At 72.2% G+C, this 16,564-nt stretch carries 13 protein-coding genes; 6 read left to right on the top strand and 7 right to left on the bottom strand.

From position 1 onward, the window contains the following. Positions 1 to 32: 32 nt before the first annotated feature. Genes WMF28_RS23925 through WMF28_RS23915 form a run of 3 tightly spaced genes read right to left on the bottom strand, consistent with a single transcriptional unit; the run spans position 33 to position 2,708 of the window. On the bottom strand, positions 33 to 857 hold the full coding sequence (locus WMF28_RS23925) for an ABC transporter ATP-binding protein (protein WP_437595604.1): 825 nt from the start codon (positions 855 to 857) through the stop codon (positions 33 to 35). 4 nt (positions 858 to 861) lie between these two features. Next, complete coding sequence (locus WMF28_RS23920) at positions 862 to 1,671, bottom strand: ABC transporter permease subunit (protein WP_437595603.1); 810 nt, start codon at positions 1,669 to 1,671, stop codon at positions 862 to 864. Continuing rightward, positions 1,668 to 2,708 carry a sulfonate ABC transporter substrate-binding protein gene (locus WMF28_RS23915; protein ID WP_437595602.1) on the bottom strand — a complete coding sequence of 347 codons (1,041 nt, stop codon included), beginning with the start codon at positions 2,706 to 2,708 and terminating at the stop codon, positions 1,668 to 1,670. The genes WMF28_RS23920 and WMF28_RS23915 overlap by 4 nt, the downstream gene beginning before the upstream one ends. 406 nt (positions 2,709 to 3,114) lie before the next feature. Here WMF28_RS23915 and WMF28_RS23910 point away from each other — a divergent pair, with 406 nt between their 5' ends. From WMF28_RS23910 to WMF28_RS23900, 3 genes are all read left to right on the top strand, one after another. After that, the gene (locus WMF28_RS23910) at positions 3,115 to 3,822 is read left to right on the top strand and encodes an SDR family NAD(P)-dependent oxidoreductase (RefSeq protein WP_437595601.1); all 708 of its coding nucleotides are present in this window, start codon (positions 3,115 to 3,117) and stop codon (positions 3,820 to 3,822) included. Positions 3,823 to 3,923: 101 nt separating this feature from the next. After that, positions 3,924 to 4,646, top strand: a complete 723-nt coding sequence (locus WMF28_RS23905; protein WP_437595600.1) for a hypothetical protein — start codon at positions 3,924 to 3,926, stop codon at positions 4,644 to 4,646. Positions 4,647 to 4,996: 350 nt separating this feature from the next. After that, positions 4,997 to 6,280, top strand: coding sequence for a pectate lyase family protein (locus tag WMF28_RS23900; RefSeq protein ID WP_437595599.1), 1,284 nt, complete (start codon positions 4,997 to 4,999; stop codon positions 6,278 to 6,280). 137 nt (positions 6,281 to 6,417) lie between these two features. Here the strand turns inward: WMF28_RS23900 and WMF28_RS23895 are convergent, their stop codons facing one another. Both WMF28_RS23895 and WMF28_RS23890 read right to left on the bottom strand, forming a co-directional pair. Then, positions 6,418 to 7,455, bottom strand: a complete 1,038-nt coding sequence (locus tag WMF28_RS23895; RefSeq protein WP_437595598.1) for an NAD-dependent epimerase/dehydratase family protein — start codon at positions 7,453 to 7,455, stop codon at positions 6,418 to 6,420. Positions 7,456 to 7,571: 116 nt separating this feature from the next. Beyond that, positions 7,572 to 9,695, bottom strand: coding sequence for a glycoside hydrolase family 52 protein (locus tag WMF28_RS23890; protein ID WP_437595597.1), 2,124 nt, complete (start codon positions 9,693 to 9,695; stop codon positions 7,572 to 7,574). Between the two features lie 367 nt (positions 9,696 to 10,062). On the opposite strand from WMF28_RS23890, the gene WMF28_RS23885 reads away from it, so the two are divergent. Continuing rightward, positions 10,063 to 10,599 (top strand): FHA domain-containing protein, encoded by a 537-nt coding sequence (locus WMF28_RS23885; RefSeq protein WP_437595596.1) that lies wholly within the window; start codon positions 10,063 to 10,065, stop codon positions 10,597 to 10,599. Between the two features lie 87 nt (positions 10,600 to 10,686). Here the strand turns inward: WMF28_RS23885 and WMF28_RS23880 are convergent, their stop codons facing one another. Next, on the bottom strand, positions 10,687 to 11,727 hold the full coding sequence (locus WMF28_RS23880) for a hypothetical protein (protein ID WP_437595595.1): 1,041 nt from the start codon (positions 11,725 to 11,727) through the stop codon (positions 10,687 to 10,689). 351 nt (positions 11,728 to 12,078) lie between these two features. On the opposite strand from WMF28_RS23880, the gene WMF28_RS23875 reads away from it, so the two are divergent. Continuing rightward, positions 12,079 to 13,146, top strand: a complete 1,068-nt coding sequence (locus WMF28_RS23875) for a hypothetical protein (RefSeq protein WP_437595594.1) — start codon at positions 12,079 to 12,081, stop codon at positions 13,144 to 13,146. Then, positions 13,146 to 14,621, top strand: coding sequence for a hypothetical protein (locus tag WMF28_RS23870; RefSeq protein WP_437595593.1), 1,476 nt, complete (start codon positions 13,146 to 13,148; stop codon positions 14,619 to 14,621). The genes WMF28_RS23875 and WMF28_RS23870 overlap by 1 nt, the downstream gene beginning before the upstream one ends. Here WMF28_RS23870 and WMF28_RS23865 read toward each other — a convergent pair. Then, the gene (locus WMF28_RS23865; RefSeq protein ID WP_437595592.1) at positions 14,582 to 16,141 is read right to left on the bottom strand and encodes a ferritin-like domain-containing protein; all 1,560 of its coding nucleotides are present in this window, start codon (positions 16,139 to 16,141) and stop codon (positions 14,582 to 14,584) included. The genes WMF28_RS23870 and WMF28_RS23865 overlap by 40 nt on opposite strands. Positions 16,142 to 16,564: the final 423 nt, after the last annotated feature.

The following is a 16,564-nucleotide window of genomic DNA, read 5'->3' as shown; positions in this document are numbered from 1 at the left end:
GGCACGAGGGACGGACGATGAGGCGTCGGCCCTCACTCCGCGCCGGCCAGGAGGGGCTCCGCCAGCTTCGGAGGAAGGCTCGCGCGTGAGGGGGGGCGCGCCTTCGGGCCCTCGCCCGACGCGAGGATCGTCTGGAGCAGCGCGCCGGTGAGGCGACCGACCTCCGGGAGCTCTCGCGGGCGCGGCCGCGGCAGGTCGACCGTGACGCTCTCCACGATGCGGCCCTCGTCGAAGACGAGCACGCGGTCGCCCAGCAGGACCGCCTCCTGGACGTCGTGGGTCACCAGGATGGCCGTGAAGCCGTGCTGGGCCCACAGCGACTCGACGAGGCGCTGCGCCTCGATCCGCGTGAGGGCGTCGAGCGCTCCGAACGGCTCGTCGAGGAGCAGGACCCTGGGCTCGTGCACGAGCGCGCGCGCGAGGGCGACCCGCTGCCGCTGGCCGCCCGAGAGCACGCCGGGGTAGTCGTCCTGCCGGTCGAGGAGGCCGACCTGGGCGAGGACGTCGCGCGCGCGGGCGCGGCGCGCCGCCGGCAGGCCGATGCAGACGTTCTGGAGGACGGTGCGCCACGGCATCAGCCGGGGCTCCTGGAAGACGACGCGCACGGCCGCGCCGCCCGCGCCGCCCTCGTGCGCCTCGACGCGCGCCGCGCCGGCCGTGGGCTGCTCGAGGCCGCACAGGAGGCGGAGCAGCGTGCTCTTGCCCGACCCGCTCCGCCCGACGATGGTCAGGAGCTCCCCAGGGCGGACGTCGAGATCGAGGCCCGAGAGGACAGGCCTGTCGTCGAACCGCTTCTCGAGCCGCTCGAGGACGACCCGCGCGCCCTTCGTGCGATCGTCCGGTACGCGCACGCTCATGGTGTCACCCCGCGTCCATGCGCTGCAATCGAGGCTGCCAGGGCAGCAGCTGGCGCTCCGCCCAGCGCGCGAGGGAGTCGGCCAGCTTGCCGAGGATCGCCCAGAGCACGATCGTGAGCACGAGCAGGTCCATCTGCATGAACTCCCGCGCGTTCATCGCGACGTACCCGAGGCCCCTGTTCGCGCCGATCGTCTCGGCGACGATCAGCACGAGCCACGAGAGCCCGAGCGCGAAGCGGAGGCCCACCAGGATCGAGGGGAGCGCGCCGGGGAGGATGACCTCGCGGTAGAGCGCGAGCCCCCGGACGTCGTAGACGCGCGCCATCTCGATGATGTGCGGGTCGACGCTGCGCACGCCGTGGAAGGTGTTCAGGTAGACGGGGAAGAGGACCGTCACCGCGACCATGAAGAGCTTGGCCGTCTCGCCCAGGCCGAACCACAGGATGACGAGCGGCACGAGCGCCAGCGCGGGGATGGCGCGGAGCATCTGGAGGGGCCCGTCGACAACGAGCTGGAGCGCGCGCGAGAGCCCGGTGCAAAGGCCCAGCGCGAGCCCGACGCCGGCGCCGATCGCGAGCCCGCCGAGCGCGCGCAGCGCGCTGACGCCGAGGTGCGCCGGCAGGTCGCCGCGCCTCGTGGCGTGGACCGCGGCCAGCACCACCTCCGAGGGCGACGGCAGCAGGCTCTTCGGGATGACCTGCAGCCGGCAGAGGGCCTCCCAGACGATCACCAGCGCGAGCGGGGCGATCCAGGGGGCGAGGGCGCGGCCGAGCGCGCGCGGCGCGCGGCGGCCCGTCGAGGCGGCGGCCGTCATCGGACGGCTCCGCGGGCGGGCGCCGACAGGAATGCGTCCTCCACGCGGACGTCGCGCGGGATGATCGCGAGCTTGTGGAGCGTGTCGGCGATGTCCTGCTGCTTCTTCAGGATCTCGGGCGTGATCGGCAGGATGCCGAACGAGCGCCGGCGCTCGGCGGTGAGGAACGCCCCGTGGTCGACGCCCGACGACGTCGCGAGGATCTGCGCGGCCTCCTCCGTGTTGTCGCGCTCCCAGTCGCTCAGGACGCGGTACTCCTCGAGCACGGTCTGCAGGAGCTCCGGGTGCTTCTCGGCGAACTCGCGCCGGGCGACGTAAAAGAGGTGGTTGTCGACGAGCCCCTCGCCGCTCTGGAGGATGCGCGCGCCGGCGGTCTCCGCCGCCGCCAGGAACGGGTCCCAGATCACCCAGGCGTCGACCTGGCCGCTCTCGAACGCGCTCCGCGCGTCCGCCGGCGCGAGGAAGGAGATCTGGAGGTCGTCGAGCGTCAGCCCGGCGCCCTCGACGGCCCGGACCAGCAGGTAATGCACGTTGGAGCCGCGGTTGACCGCGACGCGCTTGCCCTTCAGGCCCGCGACGCTGGTGATCGGAGAGCCCTTCGGCACGACGATCGCTTCGGCCTTCGGGGCCGGGGGGTCGGTGGCGACGTACACGAAGGGCACGCCGCCCGCCTGCGCGAAGACGGGCGGCGTCTCGCCGACATGGCCGATGTCCACGGCGCCGGCGCGCATGGCCTCGAGCAGCGGAGGCCCGGCGTGGAACTCGACCCACTCGGCGCGGGCGTTCTTCGCCTCGAGCGCCTTCTTCAGGCGGTCGGCGCGGCCCTTGAGGAGATAGGGGGTGCCGATCTTCTGGTACCCGAGGCGGACGACCCCCGCCTCGCGCCTGTCGTGCGCCGGCGCCGGAGAAGCGGGATCGCTCGCGATCGTGGCGCCCGGCTCACCGCCGCCGCGGTCGCAGCCGGACAGGACGCACGCCAGTACAGCGCATCCAAGCAGCCCGGAGCGGAGCCTCGTGAAGGGGGTGTGGCTGATCATGGAGGGTTCTTCCGGACGCCCTGCGGCTCGCCAGGGACAGCGCTTGTTGATTCCAGTTACACAGGAACTGGCGAGAGGATCGCGCCAGCAGGCAACCGCAGGCTCCTGGCAGCCGCCGTGCCACGCAGGATCCCTGTGGTTTCGCGCGGTTACAGAGGCCGCTCCCCGGCGGTGACCGGCGGGTGCTGCTGCAACAGCAGCACCCGATCAGCAGTCGGTGCTGCTGGAACCGCAGCGACACGTCGGATGCGCGGCCTCGTGCGCCGTGACGGCGGCGTGCGCGGGGACCGTGTTCCGCAGGATCACGCCGGGACCTGGTGGCTCTACCGGCGGCGCTCGCGCGCGCCGGTGGGGCGCCTCGCTTTTGAGGTGCGAGAGGGGACGGGCCCTGCCATAAGGCACCGCCATGACGGCGGAAATCCAAGGAAAGTGGGCGCTGGTGACCGGCGCGAGCCGGGGTATCGGAAAGCAGATCGCGCGCGGCCTCGCGGGCCTCGGCTGCAACCTGGTCCTGCACAGCCGTGACGCGGCGCACACGCGGGAGCTCGAGGGCGAGCTCGCCGGCAAGGGGATCCGGGTGAGCGCCGTCTCGGGCGAGCTGTCGGATCAGGCGGCGGTCGACCGGATGCTGGACGGCGCGATCGCCGCGTCGGGCGGGATCGACATCCTGTTCAACAACGCGGCCATCATGACGCCTTTCCGCACCTCGACCCTGGAGACGCCGGCGGAGGATTACCGGCTCAGCTTCGAGGTGAACGTCATCAGCCCGATCCGGATCACGTACCGGCTGCTGCCGACGATGCTGGAGCGCCGCTGGGGGCGAATCATCCAGGTGACCTCCGGGATCCAGGACCAGCCGGAGCTCATGGCCTATGCCGCGTCGAAGGCCGCGCTCGACAAGTTCGTGCGCGACACGGTCCCTTCGCTGCGCGGTACAGGCGTGCTGATGAACCTCCTCGACCCGGGCTGGCTGCGGACCGATCTCGGCGGGCCCAAGGCGCCGAACGACGTCGAGTCCGTCCTGCCCGGCGCGCTCGTCCCGGCGCTTGTCGACGGCGAGGTCCACGGGGTGTTCTTCCGCGCCCAGGATTACGCGCGCGCCGCCGCGCGCTGAGGCGCCTCGAGCGTCTCTCGACCCAGTGTTCCGTCTCGGGGCCGCGCCAGCAGGAGCGATTGGTTCGCGCTCGTGATGCGTGTGTTGCTAAAGTAGTTGGAGTGAAAGCGATCTCGGACCCCCAGGCGGAGACGAGACGTCGCGCGGTAGGCGATGCAGAGAGCGCTTCGCCGGCGTGCACGACGGTGGTCAACACGCGGCCATCGCGGTGGCGACCCTTGTATGCGTTCTTGCCGGTGCTGGCCTGCGCGTGCTCGCTGGAGGGGTTGTCCGCGGCGTGGGACACGTCGTCGGCCTCCGCGGGAGGGTCGGGCGTGTCCAGCGGCGGGGGCGGCGCGACGGGCGGGGGCGCGACGGGCGGCGGGGAAGCGACGGGCGGCGGGGGAGCGACGGGCGACGTGCTCAAGCTCGAGGCCGAGGCCTGTGAGCTCACTGGCAGCTTCATCAAGGTGGAAGACGAGCTGGCGGACGGCGGGTATTACGTGGTCGTCCCCGAGGTGGCGGGATGCGACGACGACCGGGTCAGCTGCTCGTTCAAGATCAGCGAGGCCGGCACCTATCAGATCAAGGTCAGGGTCGCCGCGGGGCCGAACGAGAGCACGGACAACTCGTTCCTGGTCCGCGTGGACCAGGCGCCGCCGCCGGGATACCAGTACAACTTCATCGGCACCGATTTCCACCTCGATTACGTCAACGACTCGGACGCCGAAAAAGGAACGATGCTCACCTTCGCGCTCGAGCCTGGGAGTCACCTCGTCTCGTTCGCGTGCCGCGAGGACGGGTCCAGGCTCGACTGGGTCGAGCTCGTTCGAATCGGCCCCTGAGCCCACCATGGGCCGCGGCGGCGAGCCCGGCGACGCCGAGTCGCTCGAGCTCGCGCAGGCGGCCCACCGCGTCGAGGTCGACGACGCGGTGCTTCACGTGTCCACAGTGTCAATCTGCGGTTGACACCCCCGGTTGCGGCGCCGCGGTTGCCCGTCGGGGGAGGGGAAGCGCGCTGCGGCTGTCCTCGCGGAGATCGCCATGGAAGGCCGGGAGCCGGGCGGCTTCGGACCGTCATGCGCTGGTGGCACATGCGTTGCTGTGGAGCTCCCGGGAACGGCCCGTGCGCTGTCCGGCTTCTCCACCCGCGTCGCGCGAGCTGCTTGGCTCATCACGGAAAGGATACTTGCTCATGAAGTGCGAATCTCGAGTCGCTTGGGCTGCGCTGATCGCGCTCGGCATCGCCGGCATCTCGGTGGTCGGGTGCGGCTCGGAAACGTCGGATCCGGAAGAGAATGAGGGCCAGCCGACGAGCAGCGGGAGCGGCGGCTCCACCACGAGCGCCAGCACCGGCGGGACCGGTGCCGGCAGCGGTGAGGGCGGCTCCAGCAGCGGAGAAGGCGGCTCCAGCAGCGGCGAGGGCGGCTCCAGCAGCGGAGAAGGCGGCTTTAGCAGCGGTGAGGGCGGCTTTAGCAGCGGTGAAGGCGGCTCCAGCAGCGGAGAAGGCGGCTCCAGCAGCGGAGAAGGCGGCTCCAGCAGCGGCACGGGTGGCAGCAGCCCCGGCGGCGTCGACTTCAGGCTCTACGGCTACGCCACGACCGGCGACGGCACCACCGGCGGCAAGGGCGGAGAGGTCGTCTCCGTGAGCTCGCTCGACGCCCTGAGGACCGAGGCGGCCAGGGACGGCGCGCGGATCATCCAGATCACCGGCAAGATCAGCGGCAGCGGCGACGACGTGCGCGTCGCATCCGACAAGACCATCGTGGGGGTCGGGTCGAGCGGAGAGCTGCAGGGGATCGGGATCAACCTGAGGAGAGCCTCCAACATCATCCTCCGCAACCTGAAGATCCACCACGTGCTGGCCAGCAGCGGCAACGGCGACGGCATCCACATGGACGAGAGCCACAACGTCTGGATCGACCACTGCGAGCTCTGGGCCGACTCTACCGCCGTGAACTCGGACAAGGACAAGTACGACGGCCTGATCGACGCCACCCACGAGTCCTCGAATATCACGATCTCGTGGAGCTACCTGCACGACCACTGGAAGGGCATGCTGGTCGGCTCGTCGGACAAAGACGACAGCGATCGCCGCATCACCCTCCATCACAACCGCTTCAGCAACGTGAACTCCCGCCTCCCGAGCTACCGCGGCGGCAACGGCCACATCTTCAACAACTACTTCGAGAACGTCCCCACGTCCGGGGTGAACTCGCGCGTCGGCGCCTGTCTGCGCGTCGAAGGCAACCACTTCTACAAGGTCAAGAACCCCATCACCACGCTGGACAGCGCGGCCGGCGGCACGCATCGCATCGACAACGTGTTCGAGGAGACGACCGGGACGCAGACGTCCGGCGCAGACTGCTCCTGGACCGCTCCGTACGCGTATCCGCTCGACCGCGCGGCCGACGTCAAGGCCATCGTCCTGGAGCACGCGGGCGTCGGCAAGACGGATCCCCTCGAGAACCTGCCCTGACGCGGCTGGCGAAGGGGATCGTCGAGGTCCGCTCCGGCACGGCTCAAGGAAAATGCCGGAGCGCTCCCGGCGGAAAATTCTCGTGGAATGCTCCGTGAGGTGGCGAGGCCACCTGTCGGATGAGGCGGCAGCTGGGATCAGGACTCGGGCTCGTTCCCCCATGGATTGAAGTCGTGCACCTGCGCCGGGGCCGGCTTCCTGCCCTGGTTGAACGCGTCGAGCAGGACGTCCTGGAGCGGCTCTTCCTCGGCGCGCCGGTACGTCCCCGCGCGCTCCGACCAGGCGATCTGGCGGCGGAAGGTCTCGACCAGCGGCACGGTGGTCCGGAAGCCGAGGTCGCGCGCGGCCTTGCTGTTGTCGAAGATCGACCCGTATTGATAGATGAACTTGACGCCCACCATGCGGCGAGGGGCGACCTCGTAGAGCCAGCCGGTCGGGATCGAGACCACGGGGGACTTGCCGCCGGCGGCCTCCTGCAGCGCGGCGAAGACGCCGCCCCACGTGGTGTGCTCGTCGCTCGTGAGGTGGTAGGCCTGCCCATAGGCCCTGTCGTTGCCGAGGGCGTTCACGAACCCTCGGGCCACATCGGAGACGTGCGCGATGGCCCACGGCGCCGCGCCGTCGTCGTGGACGATGAGCGGGAGGCCGCGCCGGACGCGGTCGGCCATCGAGTCATCGAAATAGAGCGCGCCGAGCGCGGTGTGCCCCTCGCCGGTCGTGAACGACGGCCGCAAGATCGTGGTCTTGAGCCCGTTCTGGCCGTTCGCCGCGAGCAGCGTCGATTCGATGCGCGACTTGTTCTGGCCATACTTCGTCACGGGGCGGTGCGGCTCGTCGTCGGTCGCCGGAGAGCGCGTGAGGGGCTCGCCGTAGGCGCACACCGTCGAGCAGACGACAAGGTGCCCCGCGCGGCCCGAGAACGCCCTGAGCAGCGAGTCGGCGTTCTCGGGGGCGTAGGCGACCATGTCGATCACGGCGTCGAACGTGCGCCGCTGCATCTCGCGCTCGAGCTCGGCGTGCTTCCAGCGATCACCGACGATGACCTCGACATCCCCCTCGAACCGCCGCGCCGTCACGCCCCGGTTGAAGAGCGTGACGCGATCGCCCCGCTCGAGGAGCTGCTGCACGATGGCCGTCGAGATGAGCCCGGTCCCGCCAATGATGAGAACTCTCATGAAAGCACCTGGGTCGATTGCCCTGCTCCCGGGGCGGCTGCCCCCGCAGGGGCGAGCCGCCGCGGCGGGCGTCTCTGGCGAGCGCCCGCCCACCGCTCCGGCCGGAGCGCCGCCGGCTACCGGCTCGGCGACCTCGCCCCCGCCGGGGCCTCGTCCAGCCAGAGGATGGCCGTCACGCCGCGCGGGTAGTAGCGGCTGCCGACGGGCACGCCGCGCTGCATCTGGTCGGAGTAGGCCCAGTAGCCGGAGCCCTCGATCTGCCAGCGGACGTGGGCCTGCTCGTGGCGCTCGGCGTCGGGCAGGTCGGCCCTCAGGATCACGCGCGCGATGTGCTGGCAGAGCGCGATCTTGCTCGCCCAGGAGTTGTCGCTGCTGCTCGAGAGCTTCCAGCCGCCCTCGGGGAACAGGCACACACCGGGCTTGACGATGGCCTGGAAGTGACGGCGGAGCACCCGGACGAGCTCGCCGTGCTCGCCCTCCGCGGGGTTGCCGTCGAGCAAGCCCATGGCGTGCGGGTACAGGAGCCCCTCGATCGCGGGGATGATCGCGCTCGTCGAGCTCCCGTCGAGCAGGGCGGGGATGTAGCCCGACGGCTCGTGGAAGGCCGACACGATGGCGCGCGCCGTCTTCTGGCTCGCCGCCCTGGACTCCGCGGCGAGGGGGGCGTCCCCGCAGCGCTGGAGGAGCTCGGCGAGCACCACGTACGACGCCCACGTCTTGCCGGCCAGGTAGAGGTTGCCGCGCGCGCGCCCGAGCGAGTGATCCAGCGAGTCGTAGGTCGTGATCTCGGCGCCGGTCCCGCAGCGGCTGCTGTCGAGCGCCATCACGCCGGTGCGCGCCCCGGGCTCGGGCGCGTCGCGGTGGAGGAGGCTCGTGAGCAGCTCGGCGAAGAGGCCCCGGTGGCGCTCGAGGAAGCCCTTGTCGCCGGTGCGCGCGACGTACACGCCGGCGCAGCAGATCCAGTTCGTGAGCTGCTCGAGCGTCATGTAGCTGAAGCAGGCGGCGTCGAGGTTCGGGCGCTCGTAGCTGGAGTTCCCGGCCGGCGAGAAGTGGTTGCCGACGCCCATGTCGTGCGTGAACGACACGCCGCCCGGCAGGAGCTCGCCGTTCGCGCCGGGGCGCTTCACCTTGTCGCGGTAGCTGTAGCGATCGACGAAGAGGTCGAGGACGTCGCGCACGGCCCAGGACGCGTAACGCAGCTCGAAGAACAGGTGATCGATCGTGAGATCGAAGGTGTTCATCATCTCGTACTCGCCCTCGTTCACGACCCACAGCGGCGCGGGCGGCGAGGCGTCGTCGAGCGCGGTGTCCAGCCACTCGGTGGACCCGAAATAGCCGTGCGTCGCCTGGGCGAGCAGCCACTTCTGGGAGGGGCTGAGCGCCGACTGCGCGAGCTCCTCATCGCGCTGGATCGCCTCCTTGACGAGCGCCTCGCGGCGGTCGAGCGCGAAGGAGAGGACGTCCTCGAGCCTGCGGAAGTAGCGGGTGTAGGCGTAGCGCGCCTCGATCCCGGTCGTGATGGTGCCGGCGTCGTAGAACCCGAGCGCGATCCAGACCTCGCGCTTTTCCCCCGGGGGGACGTCGATGAGCAGGCCGCCGGTCTTGCCGAGGCGGAACAGCCGATCGGCGCTGCCGTCGAGCGCGTTCTCGGGCGCGAAGGCCTGGAAGGCGCGGATGCCCGGCTCCGGGCGGACGGCGAACCCCCAGCGCCGGCCGTGCGCGACGCCGACCAGGCGGCCGTCGCTCGTCGTCTCGAGGTCGCGCAGGCTCGACGCTTCGAGCGAGAAGACGCCCGTCATCGGCTTGTCGCTGCCGGTGTTGTCGAGCTCGAGGCGCGCGATGAGCGCCGGGCAGGACCGCTCGGCGACCTCGGAGGGCGCCGCCGTGCGCGGATCGGGGATCGGGCCGAACGGCGAGTAGATGGCGAGCGTCAGCCGCCCAGCGCGGATCGTGTCGCTCGCCCACCCGAGCTCGCGGCGGATGTCCTGCTCGCCGAAGACGCGGCGCATCTGCGTGTCATGGGTCAAGGTGACGCCGAACGGGACGTCCGGGCCGCTGTGGCTCTCGAAATAGGGGAGGCAGAAGAAGTCCCCGTCTCCCTCGCGGTAGCCGATGTAGAGGTTCGATTCTCCCGGGCGGCCCACCTGGGAGGCGAAGCCGCCCCGGCGGTTGAAGCTTCCGAGCGTGAAGGAGGCAAAGGCGCCGACCGGCGCGTGCTGGACATTGTAGGAGGAGATCACGGCGGCAACATAGCGTAACCGCCTCGCGATGCGACCTCGCGAAGCGATGCCGCGGAGCGAGCCTGCGGGACGGCGCGGGGCGCCATCCCAGAGGCGGGCCTGTACCCCCCGCGGGGCGGTCCGCGTCCGACGGTCGGGCCGCGATCCGGCGGCTGCGAGGGCGCGTGAGCCGGGTATGGCGAGCGCCGACTATGTAGTCCGCAAGGCGCCGAAGGTTTCAGCGTTCCACCCAGGGCGTGTCGTGGCCCCCGGTGATCCCGTCGTGGACTGATGTATAAATGCCTATCGGGCCCTGGCGAGCGGGCGGTGCGCTGGTTGGCTGGGCGCCACCCGCTCGAACAGCACGGAACCCGGGGAAGACCTTCTCATGTTGACCTTCGCGACGCTTTGTGCCCAGAGCCGGGCGCTCTCACGGATGGCCTTCGACCGGAGGTACCCTCACGCGTGGCTGCTCCGGGAGCTCGGCCCCGAGGACCAGCCCCCTCCGTCGTTCAAGACCGTCTTTGCCGGCACCTCGCTCGGATCGAGCCATCAACCGGCCGTGTGCCGTCACCGGATCTCGTCGGGGATGACCGTCGCGTCCCACGGCTGCGAGCTCCTGCCGGTGGCGAAGCGCCCGGAGAGCCCCTGGCAGGATCGCATCCTCATCGGGCGCGCCCTGAACAGCGATATCGTGCTCCGCGATCCGTCCGTCTCCAAGGTCCAGGCTCACATCTCGGTCCTGATCGCGGACACCCCGATGCTCCACGCGAGGAAGAGCACCAACGGCACGTTCCTGAACGACCGGCTCCTCACGCCGGCCGGGGACGGCGCGCCCCTCCGCAGCGGCGACATCCTCCAGTTCGGCAACGTCATCTGTGAGTTCATCGTGAACGCCGATCTCTACCGGCTCGTCGCCCGCTGAGGCCTGCGCCCCGCCGCGGCCAGATCGCGCGCTCGCCCGCGTGCGCCGCCGCGCTCGTCCGCGCGCGTTGCCGTCCGACCGCCGGGATCAGCTCCGCTCCGGGTGGGGCGCGCGGAACAGCACCTCCACCGGGCCCCCGTGCGTCTCCACCACGTAGCTCGCCTCCACCGGGTCGCCGCCGCGGAACGCCTTCGTGATCTCCTTGCGCCGGTTCATCAGCTCGACCAGGCCGAGCGCGAGCGCCTCGGAGGCGGTGAGCTCCTTCGGCGTCGGCTTGCGGCCGATCAGGTCCTCGTCGACCATCGCGAGCGTGGGGTAGGCGTCCGGCCCGGCCAGCTCCCAGCGCTGCTCGGCGACCTCGGCGCGCAGCGCGGGGTGCAGGTCGCTCGCGCGGTCGAAGCTCAGCGAGAAGAAGCTCGCCGGCAGCGACGCGGGCGGCGCGTCCGGGAGCTTCGCGGTCTCCGCGAGGTAGAGCTCGAACCCGCGCGCGCTCTCGAACAGGAGCACGCCGTGGCTCTGGCCGGCCTGCCCGACGACGCACAGCGCGAGGTCGCGCGCGCCGAGCGACGGGATCGACAGCGCCATGATGTCCGCGTCGCTGGGCACGGTCTTCCAGGGCGTCGTGCGGTAGAGCGCGGCCGCCGCGCGGAAGAAGGACGCCATCGCCGGCGCCTCGATGCCGCCGCCGAGGAAGCTCGGCGTCAGGCGGCCGTCGCGCGCGCCGAGGTGCGCCTCGAGGTCCTCGGCCACGACGTCGATCTCCGGCGTCGGCGCGACGCGGACCTCGATCGCCGGGCCGAGCCGCGCCCTCAGCGCGTCGGCGAGCGCGGGCGAGGCCACGCGCACGCGCTCGGGCAGGCGCGGCTGCCCCTCCAGGGGGCCCCTGGCGGCGGCCTCGAAGCTGTCGACCGCGCCCGCGACGACGTCGCCGGGGCGCAGCGCGGCGCAGCTCAGCACGAAGCCGCGCTCGGTCATCCAGACGACCGCCTCGGGACGGTACGCCTCGTCGCCCTCGTGCACGAACGCGCGCAGGGAGAAGAAGCCGCCGATCCACTCTTCGTCCCGGCGAGGCAGGGAGGGCGCGCTCTTCTTGGACCGCTTCTTCTTGGGGGCGGGCACGGAGGACATCAGGACACCTGTTCGCGGGAGCGCTCCAGCCGGCACGCTCGATGACGCGGGAGCCAGGGACGAGACCGGAATCGAGGGCGGAAAGCTAGCGCAAAGGCCGCAGGGGTCGAAGCGGAACGCGGGGCGTGCGGTCGCGCCGCGCGGGGGGCGCCTCTCAGGCGGGCGCGGGCCCTTCCACGCCACGCTGCGCGCCCGTCTGCGCCGCGCCGCGCGCCCTCCTCGTGCACCGGCGCGGGGTCAGCCCACGGGGCCTTTCGGCCTGGCGCTCCTCGCGGTGCCCTGTTATCGGTCGTCGCGGTCCAGCGCACGGACCTGACGCAGGCGCTGCGCGCCGGCCGCCCAGGGGACTCGATGCCTGAAGAGATCTGCAGAGGACCCCGCCGCTCCGCGGGGCGCGCGGCGCGGGGCGCCCTCGGCCGCGCTCCGCTCGGGCTCCTCCTGGCGCTGGCCGCCTCGGCGCCGGCGACCCCAGCCTGGGCCGAGCCGACCATCGCGGAGCGCGCGCGGGCCGACGCGCCGCGCCGGGAAGCGCAGGCGCTCCTGGCGAGCGCTCGGCCGGACGTGGCCTGTCCGAAGCTCGAGGAGAGCGGGCGGCTGCGCCCGTCGACGGAGACGAAGCTCGAGCTCGCCAGGTGCCACGAGCGCGCCGGGCGCCTCGCGAGCGCGTGGGCGCTCTACACCGAGATCGACTCGACGGAGGCGGCGGGCGGCGACGCGAAGCGGGGCGCCGAGGCGCGCGAGCGCGCGGCGGCGATCGCGCAGGAGCTCCCGACGCTCGCGATCCTCGTGTCCGACGAGGTGAAGGCGCTGCCGGGGCTCGCGGTGACGCTCGACGGGGTGGCGGAGCGGGAGCTCGGGGCGGCGCGCCCTGTCGAGCCGGGGAAGCACCGGGTCACCGCGAGCGCGCCCGGCAGGCAGGCGTTCTCGCGCGAGGTCGAGGCGAGGCAGCCGGGAGAGCTCGTCGAGGTCCACGTGAGGGTGCTCCAGCCCCACGCGGCGGCGCCGGCGCCTCCTGCCGGCGACCTGGAGCGCCGCGGGCCGATGCCGTACGGCCAGAGGCCGGATTCGATCCACCGGGACCTGATGTGGGTGACCGGCGGGCTCACGCTGGCGGGCATCGCGCTCGGGAGCACGTTCGGGGGCCTGGCGATCTCCACGTGGGACAAGGTCGAGGACAAAGCCAGGACGACGTGCAGGGAACCGGGGCGTTACCTGGACTGTGCGCAGCCGGTGCCCGATCTGGCCAGAAGGGCGATGTCGTACGCGACTGTCTCCGATTTCTCCTTCATTGCCGCGGGCGCGGCGCTCGCCGGCACGGCTGTCCTCTGGCTGACGCTGCCCCCGGACGGCCCGCGCGCGAGCGCCCGCGTGCAGATCGCGCCGGGCGTCCTCGGCGGTTCTGTCGTCGGGGTGTTCTGATGATGACGATGAGGCTCGATCGGCGTGCTCGGCTCTGGCTGGCGACCGCCCTCGTCGCGGCGGGCGGCGCAAGTTGCGCCGAGATCGCCGGCATCCAGCCGGTCGACGAGCTGGGCGTCGGGGGCGGGACGGTCAGCGAGCCCGGCTATACGTGCCAGTGGGCGATGTCGTTCGGCGACGCCGACACAACGCTCGGCGGGATCGCGGCCGACGGCGACGGTACCTTGTGGCTGGCAGGCGGCTTCAAGGGGGACCTCACCGTCGCCGGCGGCGCGCCGCTCACGGCGGGAGGCGCTGGCGAGGACGTCTTCGTTGTGCACCTCGCGCGCGACGGGAACCACGTGTGGAGCGAGCGCTTCGGGAACGCGGAGAACGACACCGCGACGCGCACCCATCAGGCGACGTCGATCGCGTTGGGCGAGAGCAGCGTCTATGTCGCGGGCGACTTCACGGGCAGCCTGTCGTTCGGCGCGGACTGCGGGGCGCCCGAGGGCGCCGGGGCCGGCGACTCGTTCGTGGCGCGGCTCGACAAGAACGATCCGGGCGGGGTCGCGGCGTGCGTGACGCACGGGTCGCCCGGTCTCGACGAGGCGAAGGCGGTGGCCGCGGAGGGCGACCGCGTCTTCGTCCTGACGTCGCTCCAGGGCGGGGCGGACATGGGGTTCTCCAGCTACGATGGACAGACCCTCTTGACGCCCTGCAGCCGTGTCTTCTCGGGCCGCGAGGGGGCGCGCTACCGGCCCCGCGCGCTCCGCGTCTCCTCCGGAGAGGCCTTCGTCGTCGCCGATTTCGAGGGCCGCGTGAACGTCGGATTCCCCGGCTTCGAGCGCGGGCTTCCGCCCGGCGACGCGGCCGCGGAGGGGACCGATTTCCTCCTCGCCTCGTTCCCGGCGTCCTGGATCTGCGACGGATCGAGCGCCGATGGCGCGGGCCTCTGGTATCGACACTACTCCCCCCTCCGCGGCGATCAGCGCGCCAGCGCCGTCGCGGTGCACGAGGCCGGCGTCGTCCTGGCCGGCTCGTTCGAGGGGCAGATCGATCTCGCGGGCGAGCTCGTCGCCACGGAGGAGGACGGCTTTGCGGCGCACCTCGACCGGCGCGGTGTCGCCACGTGGGCCAAGCACCTCGGGGGCAGCGGGGCTCAGTCGGCGCAGGCCGTCGGGGTCGACGCGCTCGGGCGGATCATCGTGGCCGGGCATTTTCAGCGGCAGATGACGATCGACGACGCCGAGGTGAGCGGCGAGGCCGACCAGGGGGACATCTTCCTCGCGCGGCTCAGGGCCTCGGGCGGCGAGGTCGAGTGGCTCGACGCGCTCGGCGGCCCGGAGCTCCAGCAGATCCAGGCGCTGGCGATCTCCGGGACGGACGTCTTCCTGGCGGGGACGTCGGGCGCCGACTTCGCGCTCCTGAACTGTCAGGTCGACGCCGCGGGCGGTCAGCTGTTCGTCGCCAAGCTCTCGGTCGCCTCGCGCTGAGGGCCGGCCGCGGGGCGCGGGCCGCTGCGCTCGCCGCCGCGCGCGAGCAGCGCCCGCGCGCAGGGCGCGATGACCTGCGCGAGCGCGCGCTCCCGGATCTCCCGCCGGTGCTGCGGCGAGAGCACGCCGAAGCCGAGCAGGCGGCCGAGGTCGGCCTCGCCCGGGGCGGCGGGCTCCGAGGCGGCGGCGAGCTCGTCGACGACGGCGCTCGCCAGGGAGGGGTCGCGCTCGATGGCCCAGGCGGCGAACCGGAAGGCGAGCTCGGCGTGCCGCGTCTCGTCCTCGGCGATCTGCTCGAGGGCGCGCCGGATCGCGGGATCGGTCGCGTGGAGGGCGGCTTCTGCCGCCTCGATCGCGGCGACGGTCTCGCCGATGCACCCTTCGCGGAGGGTCGTCACGAGGATCGCGCGGGCGCCTTCGCCGCCGAGGGCGCCGTCGATGGCGAGGGGCCCCGGGCCGATGCCGCGGCCGGCGAACGCGCTGGCCAGCTCGAAGCAGATGCGCGCGTGCTCGGCCTCGTCGCCCATGGCCGCCTGCGCCGCGCCGACGAGCTCCGGCGGCGCGCCGAGCGACAGGAGCTGGAGCGCGAAGCGGGCGAACGCGGCGATCGACGCGTGCTCGAGGAGGGCGGCGCGGGTCCAGTGTTCGGCGAGCGCCGTCTGCTGCTCGGCCGAGAGCCCGTCGCGGCGGGGCGGCGCGTCTGGCGCGGCGGCCCGCCAGTCGTCGCGCGCGGCGGGCTCGGCGGTGCGCTCGACCCCGTCCACCAGGAACGGCCGGCCGATCGCGCAGGTCGACGGCGCGCAGGCGTGGCGCAGCGCCGCGAGGGAGCACTCCTGCCCCCCTGAGCAATCGTCTTCGCCGGCGCACTCGTCGGTGGGCGTCTGGCATGCGAAGCCGGTCCCGCCGCAACCCGGGTTGAGGACGTAGCTCGAGCAGAGCAGCCTGCCGCAGTCCTGGTCGCTGGTGCACAGCGCTGGCACGCAGCGCCCGACCGGATTGCCGCACAGGCAGATCTGTCCCTCGGTGCAGTCGGCATCGATCGTGCATCCGTAGCGGCAGAAGCACCCTGGGGGCGCGTTGCCGTCGGACGGGGTGTCGCAGTAGCCGTGGGACTGCTCGGTGCAGTCGGCGTCGGAAGAGCAGGCGCCGGGGTCGTCGCTCGGCTCCGGGCACGACTCGGGGCGCGGGAGCGGGCTCGGGCAGGTGACGATCTCCGCGCGGTGCAGCCAGCCGCCGGCGCAGCGCACGTACCCGGTGTTCTGGCCGGCGACGACGATGGGCTCGGGATCGTCGCACGCGAACGGGAAGCCTTCCGGTGGCGCGGTCCCCGTCGTCCCGGAGGGGCCTTCGCCCGAGCTCGCGGCCGGGCCTTCCGCCGTGCTCCCGTGCGATCCTGCGCCCCCGCCTCCGCCCGAGCCTTCCTCGATCACGACGTCGCTGCCGCACCCCAGGGCGGGCGCGAGCGCCAGCACCGAGAGCAACCGCGCACCCCAAGAGTCGATCGAGACAAGCAATCTCATGAATTGAACCTCGTTCGAGGATCTTAACCGCGTTTGTCGCGGACGTCGCGGACGTCGCGGACGCTGCGAGCGAGCTCGCCGCTGCCGGCGCGTCGTATCGCCCGCGGCGGGGAGCGCCGCGGGCGGGTCGCGATCCCACCGGGGTTGCGGAGGCGCGCCTGCACGAGGGGGCGACGGGCGCGGCTGGGCGCTGGAATCGGCAAGGTCGCCTGGAGGACGTGCTGCCTCACTTCGCCGCGGGGTGCTCCTCGATAGCTCGTCGAGAGCGGAGTCGATAACCACACGCGCGGTGTGGCTGTGGCAGGGCAGGGGCGCCACCCACAGGTATGCGCACGCCGGACGGACGTCGGACAGCCCGGCACACGACGCGCTCGTCGCAGCGAGCTTGCGTCGAGGCGAGCGGTAATGCGGCTTGATTGATAC

This window comes from Sorangium sp. So ce590 (genome assembly GCF_051521365.1).
Taxonomy (GTDB): Bacteria; Myxococcota_A; Polyangia; order Polyangiales; family Polyangiaceae; genus Sorangium.
Note: the sequence above shows the minus strand (reverse complement) of the source record. Positions and strands in the feature narration are given on the sequence as shown.

Coding starts and splice junctions, on each gene's coding strand:
- WMF28_RS23925 (WP_437595604.1), bottom strand. CDS start 857: ATGAGCGTGCGCGTACCGGACGATCGCACGAAGGGCGCGCGGGTCGTC.
- WMF28_RS23920 (WP_437595603.1), bottom strand. CDS start 1,671: ATGACGGCCGCCGCCTCGACGGGCCGCCGCGCGCCGCGCGCGCTCGGC.
- WMF28_RS23915 (WP_437595602.1), bottom strand. CDS start 2,708: ATGATCAGCCACACCCCCTTCACGAGGCTCCGCTCCGGGCTGCTTGGA.
- WMF28_RS23910 (WP_437595601.1), top strand. CDS start 3,115: ATGACGGCGGAAATCCAAGGAAAGTGGGCGCTGGTGACCGGCGCGAGC.
- WMF28_RS23900 (WP_437595599.1), top strand. CDS start 4,997: ATGAAGTGCGAATCTCGAGTCGCTTGGGCTGCGCTGATCGCGCTCGGC.
- WMF28_RS23895 (WP_437595598.1), bottom strand. CDS start 7,455: ATGAGAGTTCTCATCATTGGCGGGACCGGGCTCATCTCGACGGCCATC.
- WMF28_RS23885 (WP_437595596.1), top strand. CDS start 10,063: ATGTTGACCTTCGCGACGCTTTGTGCCCAGAGCCGGGCGCTCTCACGG.
- WMF28_RS23880 (WP_437595595.1), bottom strand. CDS start 11,727: ATGTCCTCCGTGCCCGCCCCCAAGAAGAAGCGGTCCAAGAAGAGCGCG.
- WMF28_RS23875 (WP_437595594.1), top strand. CDS start 12,079: ATGCCTGAAGAGATCTGCAGAGGACCCCGCCGCTCCGCGGGGCGCGCG.
- WMF28_RS23870 (WP_437595593.1), top strand. CDS start 13,146: ATGATGACGATGAGGCTCGATCGGCGTGCTCGGCTCTGGCTGGCGACC.
- WMF28_RS23865 (WP_437595592.1), bottom strand. CDS start 16,141: ATGAGATTGCTTGTCTCGATCGACTCTTGGGGTGCGCGGTTGCTCTCG.